The sequence below is a fragment of the Geodermatophilus sp. URMC 60 genome (assembly GCF_053502585.1).
This window is the reverse complement of sequence record NZ_CP199958.1, coordinates 3511591-3537385: the sequence shown is the minus strand read 5'-3', so window position 1 is coordinate 3537385 and position 25795 is coordinate 3511591. Positions and strand designations below refer to the sequence as shown.

Here is a 25795-nt window from a genome sequence, read left to right as displayed (position 1 = left end):
ATGGTCTGACGGCCCCCCTGCAGGGGCCCGCCGCGAGCCTGCGAGCGGTGGGGCGCAGGGGGGGCCTTCTTCGCTGCACCTGCCCGCCGGCAGCGCCGCCGCCGGTCCCTACGCCCTCGAGGTGACCCCGGAGTCCGCCGGGTGGGGGCACTCGAGCCTGCGGGTGCTCGAGCTCCCCGCGGGCGGGAGCGCGACCCTCGACACCGGCCCCGACGAGGTCCTCGTCGTCCCGCTGGAGGGCGGCCTGACCGTCGGGTGCGACGGCGAGGTGCTGAGCCTCGCCGGCCGCAGCGGCGTCTTCGCCGGACCGACCGACTTCGCCTACCTCCCGCTCGGTGTTCCGGCCGAGCTCTCCAGCCGGGGCGGCGGGCGGTTCGCGCTCTGCGGCGCCCGCGCCCGCCGGCGGCTGCCCGTGCGGTACGGCCCCGCCGCGGGCGTCCCGGTCGAGCTGCGCGGCGCCGGCCGGTGCAGCCGCCAGGTGAACAACTTCGCGACCGCCGACGTCTTCGAGGCCGACGCGATCATCGCCTGCGAGGTGATCACCCCGGGCGGCAACTGGTCGTCGTACCCGCCGCACAAGCACGACGAGAGCTCCGAGGTGGAGACCGAGCTCGAGGAGATCTACTACTTCGAGATCGCGGCCGGGCCGGAGGGTCAGCCGGGCCTGGCCTACCAGCGGGTCTACGGCACCCCCGAGCGGCCCGTCGACGTCCTCGCCGAGGTGCGCGACCGCGACGTCGTCCTCATCCCCCACGGCTGGCACGGTCCGTCGATCGCCGCCCCGGGCCACGACCTCTACTACCTCAACGTCATGGCCGGTCCCGGGACCGAGCGCGCCTGGCGGATCGTCGACGACCCCGCGCACACCTGGATCCGCGGCACCTGGGCCGACGAGCCGGTCGACCCCCGCCTCCCCCTCCACTCCCCCGCCGGCACCGAGCAGAACGGAGCCCCCCGACCGTGAGCGAGATCCCCGCGCCGGCACGGACCGAGACCGTGCGCCTCACCGTGTCCCAGGCCGTCGTCCGGTTCCTGGCACAGCAGCACACCGAACGCGACGGGCAGCGGCAGCGGCTGTTCGCCGGCTGCTTCGGCATCTTCGGGCACGGCAACGTCGCCGGCCTCGGCCAGGCCCTGCTGCAGGCCGAGATCGACGAGCCCGGCGCCCTCCCCTACGTGCTCGGCCGCAACGAGCAGGCCGTCGTGCACACCGCCGTGGCCTACGCCCGGGCGAAGGACCGGCTGCAGACCTGGGCGGTCTCCACCAGCGTCGGCCCCGGCTCGACGAACACGCTCACCGGCGCGGCGCTGGCGACCATCAACCGGCTGCCGGTGCTGCTGCTGCCCGCCGACACCTTCGCGACCCGCTCGGCCGGCCCGCTGCTGCAGGAGCTGGAGCGGCCCGACAGCGGCGACGTGACCGTCAACGACGCGTTCCGGCCGGTGTCGCGCTACTTCGACCGCATCTGGCGGCCCGAGCAGCTGCCAGGTGCGCTGCTCGGCGCCATGCGGGTGCTGACCGACCCGGCCGAGACCGGCGCGGTCACCCTCTGCTTCCCGCAGGACGTGCAGGCCGAGGCCTTCGACTGGCCGGTCGAGCTGTTCGCCGAGCGGACCTGGCACGTCGGCCGGCCGCTGCCCGAGCCGGCCGCCCTGGCCCGCGCCGTCGAGGTGATCCGCTCGGCACGCCGGCCGCTCGTGGTCGCCGGCGGCGGGGTCATCTACTCGCAGGCGACCGAGGCGCTGGACGCCTTCGTCTCGGCCACCGGCATCCCGGTCGGCCAGACCCAGGCCGGCAAGGGCGCACTGCCCTACGACCACCCGCAGTCGGTGGGCGCCATCGGCTCCACCGGGACGACGGCGGCCAACGCCCTGGCCCGCGAGGCCGACGTGGTCATCGGGATCGGCACCCGCTACCAGGACTTCACCACCGCCTCGCACACCGCCTTCAACGACCCCGGCGTGCGGTTCGTCAACGTCAACGTCGCCGCGCTGGACGCCGTCAAGCACGCCGGCGTGGGCGTGCAGGCCGACGCGCGGGAGACGCTGACCGCGCTCACCGGGGCGCTGGCCGGCTGGTCGGTCGACGACGGGTACCGGGCCCGCACCGCGGAGCTCGCCGCCGCGTGGGAGGCCACCGTCGAGGCCGCCTACCACCCGGAGGTGCCCAGCGCGGGAGAGGGCGGCCGGCTGACCCAGAACGAGGTCATCGGCATGGTCAACGAGGTCTCCGCCCCGCGGGACGTCGTCGTCTGCGCCGCCGGCTCCATGCCCGGGGACCTGCACAAGATGTGGCGGGTCCGCGACCGCAAGGGCTACCACGTCGAGTACGGCTACTCGTGCATGGGCTACGAGATCCCCGGCGGCATCGGCATCCGGATGGCCAGCCCCGACCGCGACGTCTTCGTGATGATCGGCGACGGCTCCTACCTGATGATGCCGACCGAGCTGGTCACCGCCGTCCAGGAGGGCGTCAAGATCGTCGTCGTCCTGGTGCAGAACCACGGCTTCGCCTCGATCGGCGCGCTGTCCGAGCAGCTGGGGTCCCAGCGCTTCGGCACCCGCTACCGGTACCGCTCGGCGTCCGGCCGGCTCGACGGCGACGTGCTGCCGGTCGACCTCGCCGCCAACGCCGCCAGCCTCGGTGTCGACGTGCTCGTCGCCCAGGACGGTCCGAGCTTCGAGGCGGCGCTGCGCAAGGCCAAGGCCAGCGACCGGACGACGGTCGTGCACGTCGAGACCGACCCGCTGGTCGACGCCCCCTCCAGCGAGTCCTGGTGGGACGTGCCGGTCGGCGAGGTCTCCACGCTGCAGAGCACCCAGGACGCCCGCGCGGTCTACGACCGCTGGAAGGCCGTCCAGCGGCCCGCCTACCTCGCGCCGTCCGAGCGCGGCACCTCCCCGTCCTGATCCGCCCGACCCCTCCGGAAGAGAGAAGAGATGACCGTGCAGAACGCCGCGGCTGCCGACCAGACCAGCCGGGAGTCCAGCCGCAGCCGGATCAGGGTCGGGTCGGCACCCGACTCCTGGGGCGTCTGGTTCCCCGACGACCCGGCCCAGGTGCCGTGGCAGCGGTTCCTCGACGAGGTCAGCGCCTGCGGCTACGAGTGGATCGAGCTGGGCCCCTACGGCTACCTGCCCACCGATCCGGCGCAGCTGTCCGACGAGCTCGCCGCGCGGGGCCTGCAGGTGTCCGCCGGCACGGTGTTCGAGCACCTGCACCGGCCCGACTCCTGGGACGCGGTGTGGGGCCAGGTCAAGGACGTCGCCGCGCTGACCCAGGCCATGGGTGGCACCCACGTGGTGGTCATCCCCGACACCTTCCGCGACCAGAAGACCGGCGCCGACGTCGAGTCCCGCGACCTCACCCCCGAGCAGTGGGAGGCGAAGACGACGGGGGTGACCCAGCTCGGCAGGGCGGTGCAGGAGGAGTACGGCCTGTCGATCGCCTTCCACCCGCACGCGGAGACGCACGTGGGCTGGCAGCCGGACATCGAGCGGTTCCTGGCCGACACCGACCCGCAGTACGTGCCGCTGTGCCTGGACACCGGGCACGTCAGCTACTACCGCGGCGACAACCTCGAGCTGATCAACAAGTACCCGGAGCGGATCGGCTACCTGCACCTCAAGCAGGTCGACCCCGCCGTGATCGACCGCGTCCTGGCCGAGGACATCACCTGGGCGGCCGCGGTGCCGATGGGCGCCATGACCGAGCCGCCGAACGGCGTCCCGGCCTACCCGCCGCTGTTCGAGGCGATCGAGGCGCACGGTCTCGACGTGTTCGCGATCGTGGAGCACGACCTGTACCCCTGCCCGCCGGACGTGCCTTTCCCCATCGCCCAGCGCACCCACCGCTACATCGGCAGCTGCGGCTTCCCGTCGCTGCGGATCGGCCGCCCGAAGAACGCCCCGGAGGCACAGGCATGACCACCGCAGAGACCCGCGCCGGGGCGCTCCCGGACCTCGCCGACGTCCCCGCCCGGGAACTGCGGGTCGCCGTGCTCGGCGTCGGGATGATGGGCGCCGACCACGTGGCCCGCCTCTACAGCCGCATCTCCGGCGCGCAGGTCGTCGCGGTCAGCGACGCCTTCACCGAGAAGGCCGAGCAGGTGGCCGCCACCGTGCCCGGCTGCCGGGTGATCGGCGACCCGCTGGCCGCGATCGCCGACGACGACGTCGACGCCGTCCTGGTCGCCACCCCCGGCCAGTTCCACGAGGAGCAGGTGCTCGCCTGCATCGACCGCGGCATCCCGGTGCTGTGCGAGAAGCCGCTGACCATGGACGCCGACAGCTCCCTGGCCCTCGTGCGGGCCGAGGACGAGTACGCCGCGCGCACCGGCCGGCGGCTGGTCCAGGTCGGCTTCATGCGCCGCTTCGACCCCGAGTACGCCGAGCTCAAGGCGCTCGTCGACGCGGGCGGCCTCGGCGAGCCGCTGGTCGTGCACTGCGCGCACCGCAACGCCGCCGTCCCGCCGCACTTCACCAGCGAGATGATGGTCAACGACTCGGTGGTGCACGAGGTCGACGTCGCCCGGTTCCTGCTCGACGAGGAGATCGCCGCGGTCACCGTGCTGCGGCCGCGGGCCACCCGCCGCGCCGTCGCCGGCCAGTCCGACCCGCTGCTCGTGCTGCTCGAGACCACCGGCGGCCGGCTGGTCGACGTCGAGTGCTTCGTCAGCACCGGCGTGGGCTACGAGGTGCGCACCGAGGTCGTCGGCGAGGACGGCAGCGCCATGATCGGCCTGGACGCCGGGCTGGTGCGCACCTCCGGCGGGCAGTCGGCAACCCGGTCGACCGGCATCGCCCCGGACTTCCGGCAGCGGTTCGGCCGCGCCTACGACATCGAGCTGCAGCGGTGGGTGGACGCCGCCCGCCGCGGCGAGGTCGACGGCCCCGGGGCGTGGGACGGCTACGCCGCCCAGGCGGTGTGCGCGGCCGGCGTCCGGGCGCTGCGCAGCGGGCAGCGCACCGAGGTCGGGATGGAGTCGCGGGGGGGCGTGCAGTCATGAGAGTCGCCCTGGACCCGCAGATGCTGCGGACGACGCCGCTGCTGGAGCTGCCCGACGTGGTGGCCGGCATGGGCTACGAGTGGATCGAGCTCTCCCCCCGGGAGGACTTCATCCCGTTCTTCAAGCACCCGCGGGTCGACACCGCCACGGTGCGCGCGTTCCGGTCGAAGCTGTCCGACGCCGGGGTCGGGGTCACCTCGCTGCTGCCGGTGATGCGCTGGTCGGGCCCGGGTGAGGTGGAGCGCCAGGCCGCCGTCCGCTACTGGAAGCGGGCCGTCGAGATCTGCGTCGAGCTCGGTGTGGACACGATGAACTCCGAGTTCAACGGCCGGCCGGAGGCCCCGGAGCTCGCCGAGGCGATGTTCTGGCGGTCGATGGAGGAGCTGCTGCCGGTCTTCGAACGGGAGGGCGTCAAGCTGGCGCTGGAGCCGCACCCCGACGACTTCATCGAGCTCGGCCTCCCGGCGCTCGACATGATCCGTGGCATCGACTCGCCGTGCGTGTCCTTCCTGTACTGCCTGCCGCACACGTTCCACCAGGGCGACGACGCGCCGGGGATCATCGCGAACGCCGGCGAGCTGCTCACCCACGTGCACGTGGCCGACTCGATGGACCACCGGGCCTCCGACGCGCTGCGCTACATCACCAACCCGCCGGGCAACACCACCCGCGTCCACCAGCACATGGAGATCGGCCGCGGGGACGTCGACTTCGACGAGGCCTTCGCGGCCCTGGCGGGGATCGGCTTCGACGGCGTCCTCACCACCTGCGTCTTCGGCTGGGACGACCAGGCCCGCGAGTCCGGGATCCGCATGCTCAGCGCGATCCGCGAGCTGGTCGACAAGCACTTCGGCACCGAGGCGCTCGGCGGCGACGCCGGGCGGGCCGACGCCGGCACGTCCCGGCCGAACTTCCCGCAGACCCCGCTCCCCGACGACACCGCTCCCTGACGACACCGCTCCCTGACGACACCGCTCCCTGACGACACCGCTCCCTGACGACACCGCTCCCTGGCGGTGAACCGACCCCCGAGAGAGGCAGTCATGCCCACGCACATCCCGCACTGGATCGGCGGCGAACGGCGCGAGGGCGCCAGCGGCCGCACCGGAGACGTGACCGACTCGGCCACCGGTGAGGTCACCGGCGAGGTCGCCCTCGCCTCCACCGAGGAGGTCGACGCCGCGGTCGCCGCCGCCACGGCGGCCTTCCCGGGCTGGCGGGACACCTCGCTGGCCAAGCGCACCGCGGTGCTCTTCCGCTTCCGCGAGCTGCTCAACGCCCGCAAGCCCGAGCTGGCCGCCATCATCACCGCCGAGCACGGCAAGGTCCTCGACGACGCGCTCGGCGAGGTCTCCCGCGGCCAGGAGGTCGTGGAGTACGCCTGCGGCGTCCCCTCGCTGGTCCGCGGCGGCTTCACCGAGAACGCCTCGACCAACGTCGACGTGCACTCGGTGCGCCAGCCGCTCGGGCCGGTCGCGATCATCAGCCCGTTCAACTTCCCGGCGATGGTGCCGATGTGGTTCTTCCCCATCGCGATCGCCACCGGCAACACCGTCGTCCTCAAGCCCAGCGAGCAGGACCCGTCGGCGTCGCTGTGGATCGCCGAGCTGTGGAAGGAGGCCGGGCTGCCCGACGGCGTCTTCAACGTCGTCCAGGGCGACAAGGTCGCCGTCGACCGGCTGCTCGAGCACCCCGACATCCGGTCGGTGTCCTTCGTCGGGTCCACCGCGATCGCCCGGTACGTCTACGAGACCGGCACCCGGCACGGCAAGCGGGTGCAGGCCCTGGGCGGCGCGAAGAACCACATGGTCGTGCTGCCCGACGCCGACCTGGACCTCGCCGCCGACGCCGCGGTGAACTCCGGGTTCGGCTCGGCCGGCGAGCGGTGCATGGCGATCAGCGCGGTGGTCGCCGTCGGCGGGGTGGGCGACGACCTCGTCGCCCGGATCGCCGAGCGGACCCACACCCTGCGCACCGGCGACGGCCGCAAGGGCTGCGACATGGGCCCCCTGATCAGCCGGCGGCACCGTGACCGGGTCGAGTCCTACGTCGAGGCCGGCGAGAAGGAGGGCGCCAAGCTCGTCGTCGACGGCCGCGAGGTGACCCCCGACGGCAGCGAGAACGGGTTCTGGCTCGGCCCGACCCTGGTCGACCACGTCGAGCCGACCATGAGCGTCTACACCGACGAGATCTTCGGCCCCGTGCTGTCGGTGCTGCGGGTGGACACCTACGAGCACGCCGTCGAATTGATCAACCGCAACGAGTACGGCAACGGCACCGCCATCTTCACCAACGACGGCGGCGCCGCCCGGCGGTTCCAGCACGAGGTCGAGGTCGGGATGATCGGCATCAACGTCCCGATCCCGGTGCCGATGGCCTACTACTCGTTCGGCGGGTGGAAGAACAGCCTGTTCGGCGACTCGCACGCCCACGGCGCCGAGGGCGTGCACTTCTTCACCCGCGGCAAGGTCATCACCAGCCGCTGGCTGGACCCCAGCCACGGCGGCCTGAACCTCGGCTTCCCGCAGAACGCCTGAGACCGGCCGGCGCCGGCGAGACGCGTCTCCGCCGGCGCCGGCCTCGAACGGTCGGCTCCTCGACGATCACGGCCCCGCGGTGGCGACACGCCCGTCCCCGACAGCGAGCCGCCACGCCGGCCCCGTGACCGTCGGCCGGTCGGGCCCGCCACCTCCCGACGCCGGCCTCCCACGCAGGCCGGTGCCACCGCAGCAGTGCGGCGGCTCCCGTTCCGGTCGGTGCGGCTCGGCGCCGGCCCCTCCGACAGACCGTGGCAGACGAGTTCTCCACCGGCGCCCGGCCCGACCCGTACCGCCAGCCCCACCGTCCACCGCACGTCGCTGTGCAGAGGGGGATCGTCCGATGCCGGGAGCCTCTCCTCGTCGTGCCCCCACCGGAGTCCACGAGCAGCCGGTGGCCCTCGTCGTCCCCCCCGTGGCCGCGTCAGGGCACGGACGCCATCGGGAGCGGTCCACGGTGGAGAACGGGACCCACGGCCGCTGTCACCTGTCGACCGATCCCGCGGCTCCCGGGGACGTGAGCACTCGACCTCCTGAGCTGGTCAGGCACCTGGCGGTCGCGCTGTCCCTCCACGTCCGCAACCTGCGTCAGACGGGTGCCGCCGTGCCCGCCGAGGTCGACGAACTGGCCGGATTCCTGACCAGGTGCGTCAGAGCGCGCCCGAAGGCGACACCGGTGGACGGCGGCAGTGACGCCGCGCACGCTCGCCGCGTGGCCGATCGCCTGCTGGTGACCAAGGTGGAAGCCGCTGAGCGGCTCAGCGTCTCGGTCAGGACCATCGAGCGCCTCGTGGCGGCCGGCCGACTGCCCCTGGTCCACGTCGAACGCGCGGCGCGCTTCCGCGTGCGCGACCTCGAGGCGTACGTGAACGACCTGTCCGAGGAACAGGCGCCGCAGTCCGGAGCCGGCGACCCGTCATGACCCCGTGGACGACGTGACCGCACCCGGTGCCGCGGTGATGGCGCCGCGGACCCGCTCGCCGGGCCAGTGCCCCTGTCGAAGTGACCGACGTTGATGGAGAAGGCCATGGACACCAGCAAGCCCGGCAGCGTGACGCTGCCACCCCTGACGGCAGGTCCGCACCAGCGGCGGCTCGACCTCGTGACGGTCGTCGCGACGTTCGGCGGCCTGCTCTTCGGCTACGACACCGGCGTCATCAACGGTGCCCTCGAGCCGATGAAGGAGGACCTGGGGCTGACCGCGGCCGGTGAGGGCGCGGTCACCAGCACCCTGCTGGTCGGGGCCGCGATCGGAGCGCTCGTCTGCGGCCGCATCAACGACACCCTGGGCCGGAAGAAGACGCTGACGATCCTGGCCGTCATCTTCTTCGTCGGCACCCTGGGCGGTGTGTTCGCCCCGAGCCTCGAGATGATGATCCCGTCGCGGGTGGTCCTCGGTTTCGCGGTCGGCGGCGCCTCGGTCACCGTGCCGGTGTACCTGGCCGAGCTGGCCCCCACCGAGCGCCGGGGCGGCCTCGCCGGTCGCAACGAGCTCGCGATCGTCGTCGGCCAGATGCTGGCCTTCATCATCAACGCCATCATCGGCAACGTCTGGGGCGAGCACGAGGGCGTGTGGCGCTACATGCTCGCGGTCGCCGCCGTCCCCGCCGTCGCGCTGTTCGTCGGGATGATGCGGATGCCGGAGTCGCCGCGCTGGCTCATCTCGAAGGGCCGCCACGACGACGCCCTCGCCGTCCTCCGGCAGGTCCGGGACGAGAACCGGGCCCGCGCCGAGATGGCCGAGGTCGAGTTCCTGGCCGAGGAGGAGGAAGAGGCCCACATGGGGGGCTGGCGGGACCTCAAGATCGGATGGGTCCGCCACCTCTTCATCGTCGGTATCGGGCTCGCCATCGCCCAGCAGGCAACCGGCATCAACTCGATCATGTACTACGGGACCCAGGTGCTGACCGTGGCCGGTTTCTCGGCCAGCGCGGCGCTGATCGCGAACGTCGCCAACGGCGTGCTGGCCGTCGTCGGCTCGGCCGTCTGCCTGTTCTTCCTGATGGACCGGGTGCCGCGCCGCACGCTGATCATCGGCGGTTTCGTCGCGACCACGACGTGCCACGCGCTCATCGTGCTCTCCTCGTACCTGCTGCCCGAGGGCCTCACCAAGGCGTTCGTGATCCTCACCTTCATGGTGCTCTTCGTCTTCTGCATGCAGCTCGCCCTCAACGTCCCGGTGTGGGTCGTCCTGTCCGAGCTGTTCCCCCTGCGGCTGCGCGGCCTGGGGATGGGCGTGTGCGTGCTGATGCTCTGGGTGGCCAACGCGGTCATCGCGTTCGTCTTCCCGATCCTCGTCGACGCCATCAAGATCCAGGGAGCCTTCCTGGTCTTCGTCGTCCTCGGACTGATCGCGATCGTGTTCCTCAAGAAGATGCTCCCCGAGACCGGCAAGCGCTCCCTGGAGGAGCTGGAGGAGTCGTTCTCGGCGGGCAACTTCCGCTAGGTCGCTCGCCCCTGAACGGGGGCGACGAGGCCGGGACGGCCGGCGCACCCACGGGGTGTGCCGGCCGTCCGCGGCCCGGCTCGCCCCCCGGGGTGCGCCGGTCCCGGAAGCCTGCGGCCCGATCCGGGGGTGGAGGATGACGAGGTGACCCGTCGGAGCCGGGGAGCCGGGCCGCGTCTCCCGCGCCCAGCGGCGGAGTTCCTGCTCCGTGTGCGCACGCGGGGCCGGTCCGCCGCCTTCCGGGCGGGCCGGATGACCGGCGCCACGGTGGCCGCCTTCCTCATCGCCCAGCTCGCCGGGCTGCACGACCCGCCGCCGATCATCGCCGCCCTCACGGCGCTCCTGGTCGTGCAGGCCACCCTCACCAGCACCCTGCTCAACGGGGTCCAGCGCGTGGCGAGCGTCGTGGCCGGCGTCGCCCTGGCGGTGCTCGTCGTGGCCGCGGTCGGGTTGACCTGGTGGAGCCTCGCGGGTCTCGTCGCGGCGTCCATCGTCGTGGGCCAGCTGCTGAGGCTGGGTCCGCACCTGGTCGAGGTGCCGATCAGCGCGATGCTGGTGCTCGGTGTCGGCGCCGCGGGGGTGGAGTCCGTCGGGGGCGGGCGGGTCGTCGAGACGCTGATCGGCGCGGCGGTCGGCGTGCTGGTCAACCTGGCCTTCCCGCCCGCTGTGCAGACGCGGTACGCCGGACGGGCCGTGTACGGGTTCGCCGGGGAGATCGCCGGCCTCCTGGACGACGCGGCGGCCGCCCTGTCGGCCGGGCCGGTGAGCGAGGAGCAGTCGACGCGCTGGCTGGAGGACGCCCGGCGGCTGAACCGGCACGCGCCCCGGGTGGACCGGGCGCTGGCCCATGCCGAGGAGAGTCGTCACCTCAACGTGCGCGCGCTGCGGACCCCGCCGATCGGGCCGGGGATGCGGCAGGGACTGGACGCGCTGGAGCACACCTCGGTGTCGCTGCGGACCCTGTTCCGCGCCATCGACGACGCCACCCGGGGACGGACCGGGGTGACCGCCGACCCCGGCCACGCCGCCACGGTCCAGCGGACCACCGCCAGCCTGCTGGCGCGGATGAGCACCGCGGTGCGCGAGTTCGGGAGCCTGCTCCTCGCCGAGGTGGGCGCCGGTGCGGGGTGGGAGCGGCAGCGGCTCGCCGCGGCTCTCGAGGCCCTCCGCAGCGGACGGGCCCTGGTGCAGGACCTGCTCCTGCACGACCCGCGCAGCCGCTCCGGCCTCTGGGAGCTCACCTCCACCCTGGTGACGACGGTCGACCGGATGCTCGCCGAGTTCGACCCGACCGGCTGGAACCGGACGCCGCAGCCGCCCGCGGAGCCCTCAGGCGCTCGGCGCGCCGCCACCCGAGCGGCAGGGCGGTGGCGGATCCCCGGCCGGTCGCCGACCGGCGGTGCGTCCGTCGCGCCGCCCGTGCTGGGCCGCGACGGTCCCTGACGACCGGTCGGACCGGCGGCAGGAGGGAGGGAAGGTCAGGCGGCCGGGGCGTAGGCGGCGCGGAAGCGGTCGAGCGCCTGGGCCGGGTCGCCCGACGCCCAGCCCTCCAGAGCGACGACGCCGTCGTAGCCGAGCCTCTCCAGGGCGGCGGCGATCGCCGGGTGGGAGATTTCCCCCGTGCCCGGCTCGCACCGGCCGGGGACGTCGGCCACCTGGATCTCACCGACCAGGGGCAGCGCCCGCTGCACCAGCTCGATCAGGTTCCCCTCGCCGATCTGCGCGTGGTACAGGTCGAGGTTCAGCCGCAGGTGCGGGCTGCCGACGGCCTCCACCAGCGCGATCGTGTCGGCGGCGCGGGCGAAGGGCGTTCCCGGGTGGTCGACGGCGGTGTTGAGGTTCTCCAGGGTGAAGACCCGCCCGGCCCGCTCGCCCAGCGCGGCCAGCCGCTCCAGCGTGCGCGCCGCCGTCAGCCACATCGCCGGGGTCACGACCTCGCTGGCGACGACGGGCAGCCCGTTCCCGTCCAGCCCGGTGCCGTGCACGTTCAGCCGCGGGCAGTCCAGCCGCCCGGCCACGGCCAGGGACTCCTCGGCGGTGCGCAGCAGCTCCGCGGCGCCGTCGGGGTCGGCCAGCGTGCCGGTGACGTAGCCGGTCATCGAGGAGAACGTCGCACCGGTCCGCGTGAGCTCGTCGACGTCCTTGGCCGTCCAGTCCCAGATCTCGACCTCGAAGCCGAGGTCGGCGATCCGCCGCACCCGCTCGGCGAACGGCAGGTCGAGGAAGAGCATCTCCGCCGAGGCGGCCAGGCGGTACGCCGTCACTTCTCCACCTCCTCCACCCGAACCGGGCGGCCGGCGCGCACCGACTCGGCAGCAGCCAGGGCGATCGCCAGGGCCGCCCGGGCGTCCTCCCCGGTCACCGGGGCCGGCACCCCCGTGCGGACGGCGTCCACGAAGGCGGCGAGCTCGGCGGTGTACGCCTCGGGGAAGAGCTCCTGGTCACCGCGGACGGTCTCGACCAGCCGGCCGGCGGGCCCGGAGAAGGCCATCCCGCAGCGGCGGCCGTCGCCCATGGTGGCCATCCCGCCGGAGCCCAGGACCTCCCCGCGGACGTCGTAGCCGTAGGCGGCCTCGAAGCAGGCCTCGGCGACCGCCGTCGCCCCGTTGTCGAACCGGATCGTGACCACCGCGGTGTCCAGCAGACCGCGGTCCCGCCACGCCGGCTCGACGAGCGCGTCCGCGACGGCGAACACCTCCACGGCCACGGCGCCGGGGTTGAGGAAGCGCAGCGTGTCGAAGTCGTGGATGAGGGTCTCGAGGAAGATCGTGTCCGGCAGGACGCGGGAGGGGTCGAAGCCGCCGGGGTCGCGGGTCAGCGAGCGCAGCAGCCGGGGCGTGCCGAGGGTGCCGTCGTCGAGGAGCCCGCGGGCGGCCCGCCAGTCGGCCGCGAACCGGCGGTTGAACCCGACCTGGAGGACGACGCCGGCCGCCCGCGCGGCGTCGATGGCGCGGTCGGCGTCCGGGAGCGTGACCGCCATCGGCTTCTCGCAGAACACGTGCTTGCCCGCGGCCGAGGCGGCCACCACCAGGTCGGCGTGCGACCGGGCCGGGGAGGCGATGACGACCGCGTCGACGGCCGGGTCGTCCCACAACCGCGCGGGGTCGGAGTACGCCCGGTCCGCGCCGAGCGCCCCCGCCAACCGCTCCGCGGCCCCGGGCGCGGGGTCGACGACGGCGGCCAGCCGCGCCTGCGGCAGCCGCAGGGCGAGCGTCCCCGCGTGGAAGGCCCCCATCCGGCCCGACCCGATCAGGGCCACGCCCACGGTCTCGCTCGCCATCTCGACTCCTCATCTAGAACGTTCTAGGGCACAGTCAGCGTGACGGCCGGCCCCTCCCGCGTCAAGGGGAGCCACCTAGAACGTTCTAGGGTGCCGGGCTACGCTCGCCCGGTGCCCTCGACGAGCCCCGACCGGCGGCCGACCCTGGCCGACGTCGCGGCCCGCGCCGGGGTCTCCACGGCGCTCGTCTCGATCGTCATGCGGGACGCCCCCGGCGCCAGCGCCGCGACCCGCGAGCGGGTGCGGCGCGCCGCCGACGAGATCGGCTACCGCCCCGACACCCGCGCCCGCCTGCTGCGCAGCTCCCGCAGCCGGTTGATCGGCGTCGTGTTCGGGGTCCAGCACGCCTTCCACGGTGACCTGCTGGCGGGGCTCTACGACGCCGCCGAGAAGGCCGGGTACGAACTGGCCCTGAGCGCCGTCACGCCGGGACGCGGCGAGCAGCGGGCGGTCGACAGCTTGCTGCAGGACCGGTGCGAGGCGCTGGTGCTGCTCGGCCCCTCGTCGCCCACCGCGCACCTCACCGACCTCGCCAGGCGCCTGCCCGTGGTGGTCGTCGCGCGCCCGGTCCGGTCGACCACGGTGGACGTCGTCCGCACCGCGGACGACGAGGGCATGCGCCTGGCCGTCGATCACCTCGTGGCGCTCGGGCACCGCGACGTCGTCCACGTCGACGGCGGGCGGGCACCCGGCGCGGCGGAACGGCGCCGGGGGTACCGGGAGGCGGTGCAGCGGCACGGGCTCCCGGCGCGGGTCGTCGACGGCGGGCTCACGGAGGACGACGGCGCCGCGGCTGCACGGAGGCTGCTGGACGGGCCGCTGCCGGGCGCGGTCACCGTGTTCAACGACCGCTGCGCCCTCGGGGTGCTCGACGTCCTCCGCCGGGCGGGCCGGACCGTGCCCGGCGAGATCAGCGTGGTGGGCTACGACGACAGCCGGATCGCCCGGCTCTCCGCGGTCGATCTCACCTCGGTCGCCCAGGACGTCGACCAGCTGACCACGCTCGCCGTCGGCCGCGCCCTCGCCCGGCTCGACGGCACCCCCGTCGACCGGCGCGAGCTCGTCGTCCCGCCGCGCCTCGTCGTGCGGAGCAGCACCGCGCCGCCCCGCTGAGAGCGGACCCCGTCCTCCCCCTGGAGGACCCCTCGCCCCCTCGCGAGCTCGCGGTGGGACCCCGCGAGGGGGCCGTCAGGGCTCGGGGCCGTGCCGTGGACGAGGGCGGCTACAGGTCGAGGACCAGCCGGGGACCGCGCGAGCGCGAGACGCAGATCATCATGCAGTCGTCCGCCTCCCGCTCCTCGGGGTCGAGGACCGAGTCGCGGTGGTCGGGCACGCCCTCGACGACGGCGGTCTCGCAGGTGCCGCAGGTGCCCTCCGCGCACGAGGACAGGACGCCGACCCCCGCCTCCTCGACGACCGACAGGATCGAGCGGTCCGGCGGCACGGTCAGGGTGAGCTCGCTGCGCTCCAGCACGACCTCGAACGCCTCGGTCCGCACCGGCTCGGTCTGCGGCCGGGGCGCGAACCGCTCGACGTGCAGCGCCCCGCGCGGCCAGGCGGCGCAGCGCTGCTCCACCGCCGCGAGCAGCGCCTCGGGGCCGCAGCAGTAGACGAGCGTGTCCGGCTGGGGTGCGCCGAGCAGGCCGTCGAGGTCGAGCAGCCCGGTCTCGTCGTGCGGGCGCACCGCCACCCGGTCGCCGTAGCCGGCCAGCTCGTCGAGGAACCCCATGGAGGCGCGCTGCCGCCCGCCGTAGACGAGCTGCCAGTCCGCGCCGGCGGTCTCGGCGGCCCGGATCATCGGCAGCAGCGGCGTGATGCCGATGCCGCCGGCGATGAAGAGGTACCGCGGCGAGGCGACCAGCGGGAAGTTGTTGCGCGGGCCGCGCACCCGCACCGCATCGCCGACGGCCAGCCGGTCGTGCACGTACCGCGAGCTGCCGCGGCCGCCCGGGTCGCGCAGGACGCCCAGGCGGTACTCGCCGTGGTCGGCGGGGTCGCCGCACAGCGAGTACTGACGCGTGGCCGCGCCGTCGAGGACCAGGTCGACGTGGGCGCCGGGTTCCCACGGGGGCAGCGGGCGGCCGTCGGCCTCGCGCAGGGTCAGGGCGACGACGCCGTCGGCCACCTCCCGTTTGGCGGCCACCGTCGCCTCGGCCTCGAACTCCGTGGTGGCGAGGGTGACCGTCGTCGTCCGGTGGTGCACGGCCTCGACGTGCGGGCGGCGAGCCGACCTGCCGAAGGTGATCGGCAGGTTCTTCCAGACGTACATGTTGGGCGAGCTCGGGTAGAAGGCCGGCGGGCCCGCCAGTTCGTAGTCGCCCAGCACCGGCAGGGCCTCCTCGAGGGCGATCCGCGCCTCCAGCCGGGCCAGCGGAGCGCCCAGGCACCCGTGCACGCCCTCGCCGAACCCCAGGTGCCGGCTCCGCGGCCGGGTGATGTCGAAGCGGTCGGGGTCGGGGAACTGGCGCTCGTCGCGGTTGGCCGCGCCGGGGATCAGGACGACGCGGCTCCCGGCGGGCATGGTGACCCCGTGCAGCGTGACCTCGCGCGACGTCGTGCGCGCGGTGAGCTGCAGGGGCGTGATGAGGCGCATGGCCTCCTCGACGGCGGCCGGGATCAGCGACGGGTCGGCCTGCAGCAGCGCCCGCTGGTCGGGGTTCTCGGCGAGCAGCGTGAACAGCGTGCCGGTCAACCCGGCGGTGGACTCCACGCCGCCGAGGAACAGAATCATCATCAGGCCGCTGACCTCTGAGTTCGGCGTGACCTGCGCGTCCACGAACGGCACGCCGTCGATGTCGGCGTGCACGAACTCCGTGACGAGGTCCTCGCGCCCGTTGCGGCGGCGCTCCTCCAGCAGGTCGATGAAGAACTGCTGGACGCCGGCGGTGGCGGCCCTCGCCACCGGGGTCAGGTGCGGGGTGCCCGGTACCCGGTCCTTGAGCTCGTGGGTCCAGTGCTCCAGCTGCTCCCGCCGCGCCTGCTCCAGGGGGTCGTCGTCGTGCCGGCTCGGCAGGCCCATCAGGTGGAAGAAGACGTCGAAGGGCATGGGCCAGGCCAGCTCCTGGGCGATGTCCACCGTGCCCCCGCCCGCCGCGCCGCGGTCCCGCCACGAGGCGACCAGGTCGCGCACCACCGCCCGGACGCCGTCCTCGAGCTGCGCGATCCGGCGCGGCAGGAAGTACGGCTGCACCACCGAGCGGACCTGGTCGTGGCGCGGGTTGTCCATGCTGCCGATGGAGCCCGGGGGCACCTGCTCGAGGCGGCTGTCGTCGATGTCCATGCCCTCGAAGCTGCGGAACGTGTCCGCGTCGAGCGCCGCCGCCCGCACGTCCTCGAAGCGGGTCAGGGCGTACCAGCCCCAGCGCTCGCTCCAGTAGACGGGTGCCTCGTCCCGCATCCGGCGGTAGGTCCCGAACGGGTCGGACGTGTAGAAGTCCGGCCGGAACGGGTCGTACTCGAGGGCGGCAGGGGCGGTGGCGGTCTCGGCCATGAGGGGGTCTCCGCGGTCGGGAGCTACTCGACTTGAAGCGTTTGAAGCCTTGCGGGTGACCTGGGCCACTGTCAACCGCTTGTCAGGACGAAGTCCCAGCCCGACGCTGCGCCGACCTCACCGCGGGGAGGGCCGGTCCGCTCCCGGCGGCGGACCGGTCGTCCCCCGCACCACCAGGCGCGGCGGGACGACCACCTCGCGGTGGACGGTGCGGCCGCCGTCCAGACGCTCGACCACCGCGGCGACCGCGTGCCGCATCAGCTGCTGGGACTCCTGGCTGACGGTGGTCAGGTCCACGTGCGCCAGCCGCGAGAGGGGGCTGTCGTCGTAGCCCACGACCGACACCTCGCCGGGGACGTCCACGCCGCTGCGCAGCAGCGCGTCGAGCAGACCCACCGCGGACGCGTCGTTGTACGCGACGACCGCGGTCGGGGGTGCGTCGGAGGCGAACAGCGTCCGCGCCGCTCGCGCCCCCGACGCCTCGCCGTTGTCACCCGCGACGACCTGCACGTGCGGCCCGAGCCGGTGCCGGCGCATGGCCCGCTGGTAGCCGCGCCGCCGGCCGGCTGCGATGACCCCGGGCCCGCCGTCGACGTGGGCGATGCGGCGGTGCCCGAGACCGACGAGGTGGTCGACGGCCTGCGCGACGCCCTCCTCGTCGGCGACCCGGACGACGTCGACACCGGCCGAGGGCACGGAGCGGCCGACGGCCACGACGGGCAGCTGCCGGTCCAGCGCGCTCAGCCGGGAGGCGGGGGACTCCGGGCCCAGCAGGACCAGTGCCTCGCAGCGCGAGTCGAGGAGCGTCTCGACCGCCCGCCCCTCGTCCCGGGTGCGGGTCACCGTGCAGAGCACCAGGTCGTACCCGTGCTCCTCGGCCGCCTCGTGCACGTCCTCGACGAGCTGGGCGTGGAAGGTGCTCCGGACGTCCATCAGGACGCCGATCAGCCTGCTGCGCCGGCGGGCCAGCAGGCTCGCGGCGCGGTCGGGCCGGTAACCCAGCCGGGCGGCGGCGTCGACCACGCGCTCGCGGGTGGCGCTGCTCGGCCCCGGGGCGCCGCGCAGCACGAGCGACGCCGTGGCCGGCGAGACCCCCGCCTCAGCCGCGACGTCCTGCAGCCGGGGACGACGCACGGACCCCTCCGCGCTCAGGACGACCACCTCCCCTTGACACGACCGCGGCACCCTGCTGTGATCGGCATCGCTATTAAAGCGCTTTAACGGCGCCTCGGGGCCGCCCGCTCCACCGCGGGAGCGTGCCACGTCCTGCGGACGCCTCTGCACCGTCCGGGCCCCGCCCACCCGATGAGAGGGGAACAGCCATGTCGCAGCGGCTCCTGTCCGTGGCGGTGATCGGTGCGGGGATGGCCGGCCGCAGCCACGCCGCCGGCTACCGCCAGGTGAACACCGTCTTCGGCGAGGGTCTGCCGCCGGTCCGGCTGGCCGCGATCGCCGACGCCAACGAGCAGCTGGCCCGCGACGCGGCCCGCCGCTACGGCTTCGAGGAGGCGGTGTCCAGCTGGGAGAAGGTCGTCGAGGACCCCTCGATCGACGCGGTCAGCATCGTCGTCGGCAACTCCCTGCACCGGCCGATCGCCGAGGCGGCCATCGCCGCCGGCAAGCACGTGCTCTGCGAGAAGCCGCTGGCCGGCTCGATGGACGACGCCCGGGCGATGGTCGCCGCCGAGCAGTCCGCGGACGTGGTGACCGCTGTCGGGTACACCTACCGCCGGTCCCCCGCGATCGCGGCGATCCGCGACCACGTGCGGAACGGTGAGCTGGGCGAGTTGAGCCTGTTCGACGGCCGCTACTGGTGCGACTACGCCTGCGACCCCCGCGGTCCGCTCAGCTGGCGGTTCAGGGGCGGTCCCGGCTCCGGCGCCCTGGGCGACATCGGCGCCCACGTGATCGACGCCGGCCAGTTCGTCTGCGGCCCCGTCGTGTCGGTGTCCGGGGCGGTGCTGTCGACCCAGATCGCCAAGCGGCCGCTGCCGCTCGGCCCCACGGTCGGGCACGACGCCGCTCCGGTGAGCGAGGAGACGGGCGAGGTCGAGAACGAGGACACCGCGGTGTTCACGGCCCGGTTCGAGTCGGGCCTGTCCGCGTCGTTCTCGGTGTCCCGCACCGCCTTCGGCATGCCGAACGGGCTGGCCTTCGACGTGTACGGGTTGGGCGGCCGCGCCTCCTTCGACTGGCACCGCCCCTCGGAGTACCTGTTCGACGACCCGCAGCCCGAGGCCCGCACCCGAGGGGCGCGGCAGGTCATCGTCGGCCCGCAGATGCCCTACTTCGCCGGCGGCTACCCGATGGAGGCCCCGGGCGTGGGCGGCGGCAACGCCGAGATGTTCGTCTACCAGTGCCGCGCCTTCCTCGACCAGATCGCCGGCACGCCCGACCCGCTGCCGCCGAACGCCACCTTCGCCGACGGGCTGCACACGATGCAGATCATCCAGGCCGTCGTGCAGTCCGCGCAGTCCGACGGCGCCGCCGTCGCCGTCCCCACCCACTGACCGGAAGGCTGGACCTGCGATGCCCCTCAAGCTCGGCGCCTACACCGCCTGCCTGCACGACCGCCCCTTGGCCGAGGCCCTCGACGTCCTGCAGGCCGACGGCCTGACCTCCGTCGAGGTCAACACCGGCGGCTTCATCCCCTCGCCGCACTGCCACGTCGACCTGCTGCTCTCCTCAGAGCAGGCCCGCCGCGACTACCTGGAGACGTTCTCCGCGCGCGGGATGGAGCTGACCGGGCTGAACTGCAACGGCAACCCGCTCAACCCGCTGCCGGGGGTCGGCCCCAAGCACGCCGACGACCTGCGCCGCACCATCGAGCTGGCCGGGCTGCTCGGGGTGCGGAACGTCGTCACGATGTCGGGCACGCCCGGGTCGGACCCCGACGCCAGGTACCCGTCGTGGGTGGTCAACCCGTGGGACGGCGTCTACATGGACGTCCTGGACTACCAGTGGGGCGTCGCGGCCGAGTTCTGGACGGAGATCGACGCCCTCGCCCGCGCCCACGACGTCCGGGTCGCCATCGAGATGCACCCGCACAACCTGGTCTTCTCCCCCGTCACGCTGGAGAAGCTGGTCGAGCTGACCGGGGCCACGAACCTCGGTGCCGAGATGGACCCGTCGCACCTGATGTGGCAGGGCATGGACGTCGTGGCCTGCATCCGCCGCCTGGGCCCGCTGGTGTTCCACGCCGCGGCCAAGGACGCGATGATCACGCCCGGGGTGGACGTCCGCGGCGTCCTCGACACCTCGTTCGAGCGCGTCCCGGCCGACGCACCGGGCAAGGTGCCCACCGGCTACGGCCATTGGTGCAACGCCTGGCCGGAGGAGCCCGGCTGGCGGTTCGTGGCCGTCGGCGTCGGCCACGACGTCGGCTACTGGACGGAGTTCCTGCGCGCGCTGGCCGAGGTCGACCCGGACATGGCGGTCAACATCGAGCACGAGGACGCGGCCTACGACCGCCTGGAGGGCCTGGCCCTCGCCGCCGACAACCTGCGCGCCGCCGCCGAGAAGCTGTAGCGCCCTCGGATCAGGCCCCGGCCCGGTGCGGCTCGCCCGCCGCGCGGGGTCGGGGCGGCAGCCCGGCGAGCCGGTAGCACCGGTCGATCAGGGTCATGGTCGCGACCGCGTCGTCCGGACCGGTCGGGACCGGCGGGCCGCCCCGCAACGCCGCGGCGAACGCCTCCAGCTGGTAGGTGTACGACGACCGGGTGCCCAGGTGCTCGGTCCTCGTACCGGCCGGGGTGCGCACGAGCACGCGGTCGTCCCGGTGGGGCTCGACGAACGCCGGCGCGGTCGCCTCCCCGCGGGTGCCCACGATGCGCAGCGAGAAGTCCCGCTCCCGGTGCACCATGCTGCAGCGCACCGTCGCGGTGGCGCCGGACGGGAAGTGCAGGTCGGCGTCGAGCCACTCGTCGACGCCCGGGGCCCCGGCGCGCTCGCCGGCCCGCGCGGCGTCCGGCTCTGGTTCCCCGCCGGTCCACGGCGCCAGGCTGCGCAGCGCGTGCAGGCCGTAGCAGCCGAGGTCCATGAGCGCGCCGCCGGCGAGCTCGAGCGACCAGCGCGGGTCGCCGTCGGCCGGCGGGAGCATGGCGATGGTGGCCTCGACGGAGACGACGTCACCCAGCTCGCCGGCGTCCACCAGCTCCAGCAGCCGGCGCACCACCGGGTGGTAGAGGTGGTGGAAGCCCTCCATGACCGTGACGCCCGCGCGCCGAGCGGCGTCGCGGACGTCGGCGGCCTCCCCCGCGTTGGAGGCGAACGGCTTCTCGGACAGCACGTGCTTGCCGGCCTCGATCGCGGCCAGGTTCCACGGGCCGTGCAGCGCGTTGGGCAGCGGGTCGTAGACGACCTCCACCTCCGGGTCGGCGAGGACGTCCTCGTACGAGGGCAGCACCCGCTCGACGCCGTGCGCGCGGGCGAACTCCTCGGCTCGGGCCCGGTCCCGGGCGGCGATCGCGACCAGCCGGTTGCCGGTGGCCCGCGCGGGGACGGCGATGGCCCGCTCGGCGATGCGCGCGGCCCCGAGGACCCCGATCCGCAGGGGCTCGGTCGGCGCGGTCGTCACCGGTACAGGTCCGGTCGGGTGGGGAGTTCGACCGCCACGCGCCCGCCGGAGTGCAGGGAGTGCAGCGCGGCGTCGGAGACGACCTGCGCGACGTGGCCGTCCCAGGCGCTGGGCCCCTGCGGCGGGTGTCCGCCGGCGACGCCGTCGACCCACTCGCGCAGCTCGACGTCGTAGGAGAGGGCGAAGCGCTCCCGCCAGTCGCCCGGGACCAGCCCGGCGACGGTGCCCTCGCGGCGGATGGTCACCGGCGCGGACTCGGCCAGCTCGACGGTGCCGGTCTCCCCGGACACCTCGCAGCGGATCTCGTAGCCGTAGTGGATGTTGACCGACACCTCGACGTCGACGAGCACGCCGTCGGCCATCTCGAACAGCACCAGCAGCGGGTCCTGCAGCTCGCCGCCGCGGCTGCTCCTCCGCGGCGTCAGCACCCGCACGGCGGCGATCTCGGTCCCGAGCAGCCAGCGCAGCTCGTCGATCTCGTGGATGGCGGTGTCGGCGATCGACATGTCGCGGGTGTAGTGCGGCGGCACAGAGGCGTTGCGGTGCGCGCAGTGCACCAGCAGCGGCGCGCCGATCGCGCCGTCGTCCACGGCCCGCTTGAGGGCCCGGTGCGCGGGGTCGTAGCGGCGGTTGAAGCCGACCTGGACCAGGCGGCGGCCGGCAGCGACCTCCGCCTCCACGATCCGCCGGCAGGCCTCCTGCGTGGTGGCCAGCGGCTTCTCGCAGAACACCGGCTTGCCGGCGGCGATGGCGGCCAGCACGTACGGCTCGTGCGTGGGCCCCCAGGAGGTCACGACGACGGCGTCGACCGCGTCCGAGGCGATCAGCTCCTCGCCGCTGGGCAGGACCTTGGCGGCCGGCAGCCGCGTGGCCACGGTCGCGGCGCGCTCGGCGTCCGCGTCGGCCACCGCCACCACCCGGCTGCCCCCGGGGCCGCCGTCGAGCCGGCGGATGTGCTCCTGGCCGATCATGCCGACCCCGATGACCCCGACGTCCAGTCCCACGACGCCCTCCTCGACTCCGCTGCGCCCCGTCCGGTCCGCGTCGGTCCAGGTTCCGGGCTCGGGGAGGCGCGGGCAACGGCGGAGGACCCTCAAGTAGCCCTCAGGACCTCGGCGGGGACGTTGTACGGCGTGACCACCTGGACCCCCGAGTGCCAGGACCGCGGGGTGCCGGGCAGCGCGCCGTGGGCCTGCATGACCACGTGGCAGGCGCGGCGCAGGTCCAGGGCCAGGTCGTGGTGCAGCACCGCGGACAGCCGCCCGGCCCGCAGCAGGGCGAGGTTCTCGGCGTCCAGGTCGTGAGCGACGAACGCGCGGCAGGCACGCCCGGCGTCGGCGAAGGCCGCGACGGTCGCGGCGTTGCCGCCGGCGGCGTACATCGAGTAGACGGCGGCGATGTCCGGGTCGGCGGCGAGGGCGTCCCGGACCAGCCCGCGCAGCACGTCGTCCTCCCCGGTGGCGTCCACCAGGTCGACCTGTCGCCGGCCGGGGCGCAGCGACCGGGTGGTCGCCCGGAAGCCCATCTCCCGGTCGTCCTCGCCGCGGAAGGTGCCGGTCCCGCGGGTGACGAGGACGGCGGCGTCGTCCGGCAGCCACCGGTCGAGCAGGTAGGCCGCGGTCGCACCCGCCGCCCGGTTGTCCAGGCCGACGTAGGCGACCCGGCGGCTGGTGGGCAGGTCGGTGACCAGCGTGACCACGGGGATCCCGGCCTCGGCCAGCCGCTCGACCGCACCCACCACCAGCGGGTGGTCGGGGGCCTTCAGGACGACACCCTGCGATCCGCGCCGCGCGATCCCGTCGAGCGTGGCCGCCAGCTCGGGAACCGACGGGGCGTCGGCCAGGTGGAACCGCGCCCGGAACGTCGCCGGCCGCACCAGCGGCAGCTGCGACTCCAGGGCCGCCCGGACGGCGGCGGAGAACCGGTCGGGCGCGTCGACCACCAGGTCGAGGAAGAACGTCCGCCCGGTCAGCCGCACCTGCGAGCGCTGCCGGTCCAGGTCCGCGATGGCGCGGTGCACCTCCTGCACGGTGCTCTGCCGCACCCCGCCGCGCCGGTTGAGGACGCGGTCGACGGTCGCCTCGGACAGGCCGGCCTGGCGGGCGATCTCGCGGATCGGGTAGGGGTGCGGCACGTCGACCAGTCTGAGGGGTCCCTGAGGGCGCCCAGGTTGACCGGGCGCCGGGCGGCTCAGGAGGCTGGCGCGATGACCACGGTCCCGGACGTCCAGCTGAACAACGGTGTCGCGATCCCCCAGCTCGGGCTGGGCACCGCCCGGCTCCCCGACGAGGAGACGCGGCGGGTGGTCGGCGAGGCGCTCGAGGTCGGCTACCGGTTCGTCGACACCGCCGCCAGCTACGAGAACGAGCGCGGTGTCGGGCAGGCCCTCGCCGACTCGGGCCTCCCCCGGGAGGAGGTGTTCGTCTCCACCAAGCTGCGCGGTCGCGACCAGGGCTCGGCCTCGGCGAAGGAGGCGCTGCGGTCGAGCCTGGACCGGCTGGGGCTGGACTTCGTGGACCTCTACCTCATCCACTGGCCGCTCCCCCGGCTCGACCGCTACGTCGAGTCGTGGCTGGCGATGGAGGAGCTGCTGGCCGAGGGGCTGACCCGGGCCATCGGGGTGTCGAACTTCCTGCCCGAGCACCTCGACCGCCTCGCCGCCGAGAGCTCGACCGTGCCGGCGGTGAACCAGATCGAGTGCCACCCGCGGGAGCCGCAGCTCGAGCAGCGCGCCGACGACGCCCGGCGCGGCATCGTCACCGAGTCGTGGTCGCCGCTGGCCAACGGCGGCGAGCTGCTGCGCCGGCCGGTGCTCGCCGAGATCGGTGCCCGGCACGGCCGGACACCAGCGCAGGTGGTGCTGCGCTGGCACGTGCAGCAGGGGCTGGTGACCTTCCCGAAGGCGTCCTCCCGCGTCCGGCTGGTCGAGAACCTGGACGTCTTCGACTTCGCGCTCACCCAGGAGGACCTGGCCGGCATCGCCACGCTCGCCGACGGCACCCGGGTCAACGGGCAGTACCCGGACGTCTGGGAGGAGTTCTGAGGCCCGTCGGCTGACAGCCCGGGGAGCATCGCGGCGAGCGCCGGAGCGCGAGGATCAGGCCTACTGGCAGCACCGCCCGATGACGGGTTCTTGAGGGGTTCGCGGCCTTGTGGACCCGGCAGCCGCCGGTCAGGCTCGATGGCACCCGACCCGCACACGGAGGACGACGCCATGAGCGCACCCGTCACGACCCGACGCACTCCCGGCTGGTTCACCGCGGAGGACTGCCGCCTCGAGGACTTCCGCGCCGTCGTCGAGACGACCACCGACCTGGCCGAGTACCCCTACGCCGACGAGGTGCGGGAGAACGTCCTCGTCTACGGCTCCCGGCTGCGCAACCACCTCGCCACCCCCGAGGGACGCCGGGACGTCCAGGCGGAGCTCGCCCGCGCGCTCACCGACGGTCCGGGCATCGTCGTCTTCGCCGGCGCCTTCCCCGACACCTCGGTGGTCGACCGGGCCACCGCCGTCTTCGAGGCGATGATCACCGACCAGAAGGCGGCCGGCGTCGTCGGCGGCGACCACTTCGCCACGCCCGGTGCCAACGACCGGGTGTGGGGCGCGCTGGACAAGTTCGCCGTCCGGGACCCGGAGGCCTTCGCCGCCTACTACGGCAACGACGTGATCGCCCTGGCCTCGGAGGCGTGGCTGGGCCGCGGGTACCAGGTCACCAGCCAGGTCAACGTGGTGAACCCGGGCGGCAAGGCCCAGGTCGCCCACCGCGACTACCACCTCGGCTTCATGTCCGAGGAGCAGGCCCTGGCCTACCCGGCCCACGTGCACCGGCTCTCGCCGGTCATGACCCTGCAGGGCGCGGTGGCGCACTGCGACATGCCGGTGGAGACCGGGCCGACGATGTACCTGCCGCACTCGCAGAAGTACGCCCCCGGCTACGTCGCCTTCCACCAGCCGGACTTCACCGCCTACTTCGACGAGCACTTCGTCCAACTCCCGCTGCGCAAGGGCGACGCCGCCTTCTTCAACCCGGCACTGTTCCACGGCGCGGGCACGAACCGCTCGGCCGACGTGCGCCGCATGGCCAACCTGCTGCAGGTCTCCTCGGCGTTCGGCCGGGCGATGGAGACCGTCGATCGCGCGGCGATGTGCCGCGCGCTCTACCCGGTGCTGCGCGCCCGCAAGGCCGCCGGTGCCGACGAGCGCACCTTGCGCGACGTCGTGGCCGCCTCCGCCGAGGGCTACGCCTTCCCCACGAACCTCGACCGCGACCAGCCGATCGGCGGCCTGGCCCCCGAGACGCAGGCCGAGCTGGTCTGGCGGGCGCTGCGGGAGGACTGGTCGCCCGAGGCCCTGGACGCCGAGCTGACCGCCCAGGCCGAGCGGCACGCCGGCGCCGGGTGACCGTGCAGTCGCGCGGCCCCGGTGTCGGAGAACGGCACGGCGCCGGTGCGGCCGT

At 74.1% G+C, this 25795-nt stretch carries 21 protein-coding genes; 14 read left to right on the top strand and 7 right to left on the bottom strand.

Annotation, left to right across the window (positions count from 1 at the left end; genetic code table 11):
- The first annotated feature begins 73 nt into the window (after nt 1-73).
- From iolB to ACWIX3_RS16745, 9 genes are all read left to right on the top strand, one after another.
- Nucleotides 74-964, top strand: a complete 891-nt coding sequence (gene iolB, locus ACWIX3_RS16785; protein ID WP_448612482.1) for a 5-deoxy-glucuronate isomerase — start codon at nt 74-76, stop codon at nt 962-964.
- Nucleotides 961-2910 carry a 3D-(3,5/4)-trihydroxycyclohexane-1,2-dione acylhydrolase (decyclizing) gene (iolD, locus tag ACWIX3_RS16780; protein WP_448608479.1) on the top strand — a complete coding sequence of 650 codons (1950 nt, stop codon included), beginning with the start codon at nt 961-963 and terminating at the stop codon, nt 2908-2910. The genes iolB and iolD overlap by 4 nt, the downstream gene beginning before the upstream one ends.
- Before the next feature lie 30 nt (nt 2911-2940).
- Nucleotides 2941-3927 (top strand): sugar phosphate isomerase/epimerase family protein, encoded by a 987-nt coding sequence (locus ACWIX3_RS16775; protein ID WP_448608478.1) that lies wholly within the window; start codon nt 2941-2943, stop codon nt 3925-3927.
- Nucleotides 3924-5009: a Gfo/Idh/MocA family protein gene (locus ACWIX3_RS16770; RefSeq protein ID WP_448608477.1), complete on the top strand. Its 1086-nt coding sequence runs from the start codon at nt 3924-3926 to the stop codon at nt 5007-5009. The genes ACWIX3_RS16775 and ACWIX3_RS16770 overlap by 4 nt, the downstream gene beginning before the upstream one ends.
- The gene (locus ACWIX3_RS16765) at nt 5006-5959 is read left to right on the top strand and encodes a sugar phosphate isomerase/epimerase family protein (protein WP_448608476.1); all 954 of its coding nucleotides are present in this window, start codon (nt 5006-5008) and stop codon (nt 5957-5959) included. Before ACWIX3_RS16770 ends, ACWIX3_RS16765 begins: the two co-directional genes overlap by 4 nt.
- Before the next feature lie 93 nt (nt 5960-6052).
- Nucleotides 6053-7546, top strand: a complete 1494-nt coding sequence (locus ACWIX3_RS16760; protein ID WP_448608475.1) for a CoA-acylating methylmalonate-semialdehyde dehydrogenase — start codon at nt 6053-6055, stop codon at nt 7544-7546.
- Between the two features lie 604 nt (nt 7547-8150).
- On the top strand, nt 8151-8468 hold the full coding sequence (locus ACWIX3_RS16755) for a helix-turn-helix domain-containing protein (RefSeq protein ID WP_448608474.1): 318 nt from the start codon (nt 8151-8153) through the stop codon (nt 8466-8468).
- Nucleotides 8469-8573: 105 nt separating this feature from the next.
- Entirely contained in the window at nt 8574-9992 is a 1419-nt protein-coding gene (locus tag ACWIX3_RS16750) for a sugar porter family MFS transporter (protein ID WP_448608473.1), read from the top strand.
- Between the two features lie 252 nt (nt 9993-10244).
- Entirely contained in the window at nt 10245-11435 is a 1191-nt protein-coding gene (locus ACWIX3_RS16745) for an FUSC family protein (protein ID WP_448608472.1), read from the top strand.
- Between the two features lie 35 nt (nt 11436-11470).
- Here ACWIX3_RS16745 and ACWIX3_RS16740 read toward each other — a convergent pair whose 3' ends face one another.
- Together ACWIX3_RS16740 and ACWIX3_RS16735 are read right to left on the bottom strand one after the other, a co-directional pair.
- On the bottom strand, nt 11471-12256 hold the full coding sequence (locus ACWIX3_RS16740; protein WP_448608471.1) for a TIM barrel protein: 786 nt from the start codon (nt 12254-12256) through the stop codon (nt 11471-11473).
- Entirely contained in the window at nt 12253-13272 is a 1020-nt protein-coding gene (locus ACWIX3_RS16735; RefSeq protein WP_448608470.1) for a Gfo/Idh/MocA family oxidoreductase, read from the bottom strand. Before ACWIX3_RS16735 ends, ACWIX3_RS16740 begins: the two co-directional genes overlap by 4 nt.
- Nucleotides 13273-13383: 111 nt before the next feature.
- Between ACWIX3_RS16735 and ACWIX3_RS16730 the strand changes: the two genes are divergently transcribed.
- A complete protein-coding gene (locus ACWIX3_RS16730) occupies nt 13384-14385 on the top strand; it encodes a LacI family DNA-binding transcriptional regulator (RefSeq protein ID WP_448608469.1) in 1002 nt (333 codons plus the stop codon).
- A gap of 109 nt (nt 14386-14494) precedes the next feature.
- On the opposite strand, the gene ACWIX3_RS16725 is transcribed toward ACWIX3_RS16730, so the two are convergent.
- Nucleotides 14495-16762 (bottom strand): cytochrome P450, encoded by a 2268-nt coding sequence (locus tag ACWIX3_RS16725; protein ID WP_448608468.1) that lies wholly within the window; start codon nt 16760-16762, stop codon nt 14495-14497.
- A gap of 117 nt (nt 16763-16879) precedes the next feature.
- On the bottom strand, nt 16880-17896 hold the full coding sequence (locus ACWIX3_RS16720) for a LacI family DNA-binding transcriptional regulator (RefSeq protein WP_448608467.1): 1017 nt from the start codon (nt 17894-17896) through the stop codon (nt 16880-16882).
- 188 nt (nt 17897-18084) lie between these two features.
- Here ACWIX3_RS16720 and ACWIX3_RS16715 point away from each other — a divergent pair, with 188 nt between their 5' ends.
- Both ACWIX3_RS16715 and ACWIX3_RS16710 read left to right on the top strand, forming a co-directional pair.
- Nucleotides 18085-19272, top strand: a complete 1188-nt coding sequence (locus ACWIX3_RS16715) for a Gfo/Idh/MocA family protein (RefSeq protein ID WP_448608466.1) — start codon at nt 18085-18087, stop codon at nt 19270-19272.
- Nucleotides 19273-19291: 19 nt separating this feature from the next.
- Complete coding sequence (locus ACWIX3_RS16710; protein ID WP_448608465.1) at nt 19292-20290, top strand: sugar phosphate isomerase/epimerase family protein; 999 nt, start codon at nt 19292-19294, stop codon at nt 20288-20290.
- Between the two features lie 10 nt (nt 20291-20300).
- On the opposite strand, the gene ACWIX3_RS16705 is transcribed toward ACWIX3_RS16710, so the two are convergent.
- The 3 genes from ACWIX3_RS16705 to ACWIX3_RS16695 all read right to left on the bottom strand — a co-directional run bounded on the left by ACWIX3_RS16705 (nt 20301) and on the right by ACWIX3_RS16695 (nt 23472).
- The gene (locus ACWIX3_RS16705; protein WP_448608464.1) at nt 20301-21338 is read right to left on the bottom strand and encodes a Gfo/Idh/MocA family protein; all 1038 of its coding nucleotides are present in this window, start codon (nt 21336-21338) and stop codon (nt 20301-20303) included.
- On the bottom strand, nt 21335-22342 hold the full coding sequence (locus ACWIX3_RS16700; RefSeq protein ID WP_448608463.1) for a Gfo/Idh/MocA family protein: 1008 nt from the start codon (nt 22340-22342) through the stop codon (nt 21335-21337). Before ACWIX3_RS16700 ends, ACWIX3_RS16705 begins: the two co-directional genes overlap by 4 nt.
- 89 nt (nt 22343-22431) lie before the next feature.
- Complete coding sequence (locus ACWIX3_RS16695) at nt 22432-23472, bottom strand: LacI family DNA-binding transcriptional regulator (protein WP_448608462.1); 1041 nt, start codon at nt 23470-23472, stop codon at nt 22432-22434.
- A gap of 72 nt (nt 23473-23544) precedes the next feature.
- Between ACWIX3_RS16695 and ACWIX3_RS16690 the strand changes: the two genes are divergently transcribed.
- Together ACWIX3_RS16690 and ACWIX3_RS16685 are read left to right on the top strand one after the other, a co-directional pair.
- Nucleotides 23545-24381, top strand: coding sequence for an aldo/keto reductase (locus ACWIX3_RS16690; RefSeq protein WP_448608461.1), 837 nt, complete (start codon nt 23545-23547; stop codon nt 24379-24381).
- A gap of 171 nt (nt 24382-24552) precedes the next feature.
- A complete protein-coding gene (locus tag ACWIX3_RS16685) occupies nt 24553-25740 on the top strand; it encodes a phytanoyl-CoA dioxygenase family protein (RefSeq protein WP_448608460.1) in 1188 nt (395 codons plus the stop codon).
- Nucleotides 25741-25795: the final 55 nt, after the last annotated feature.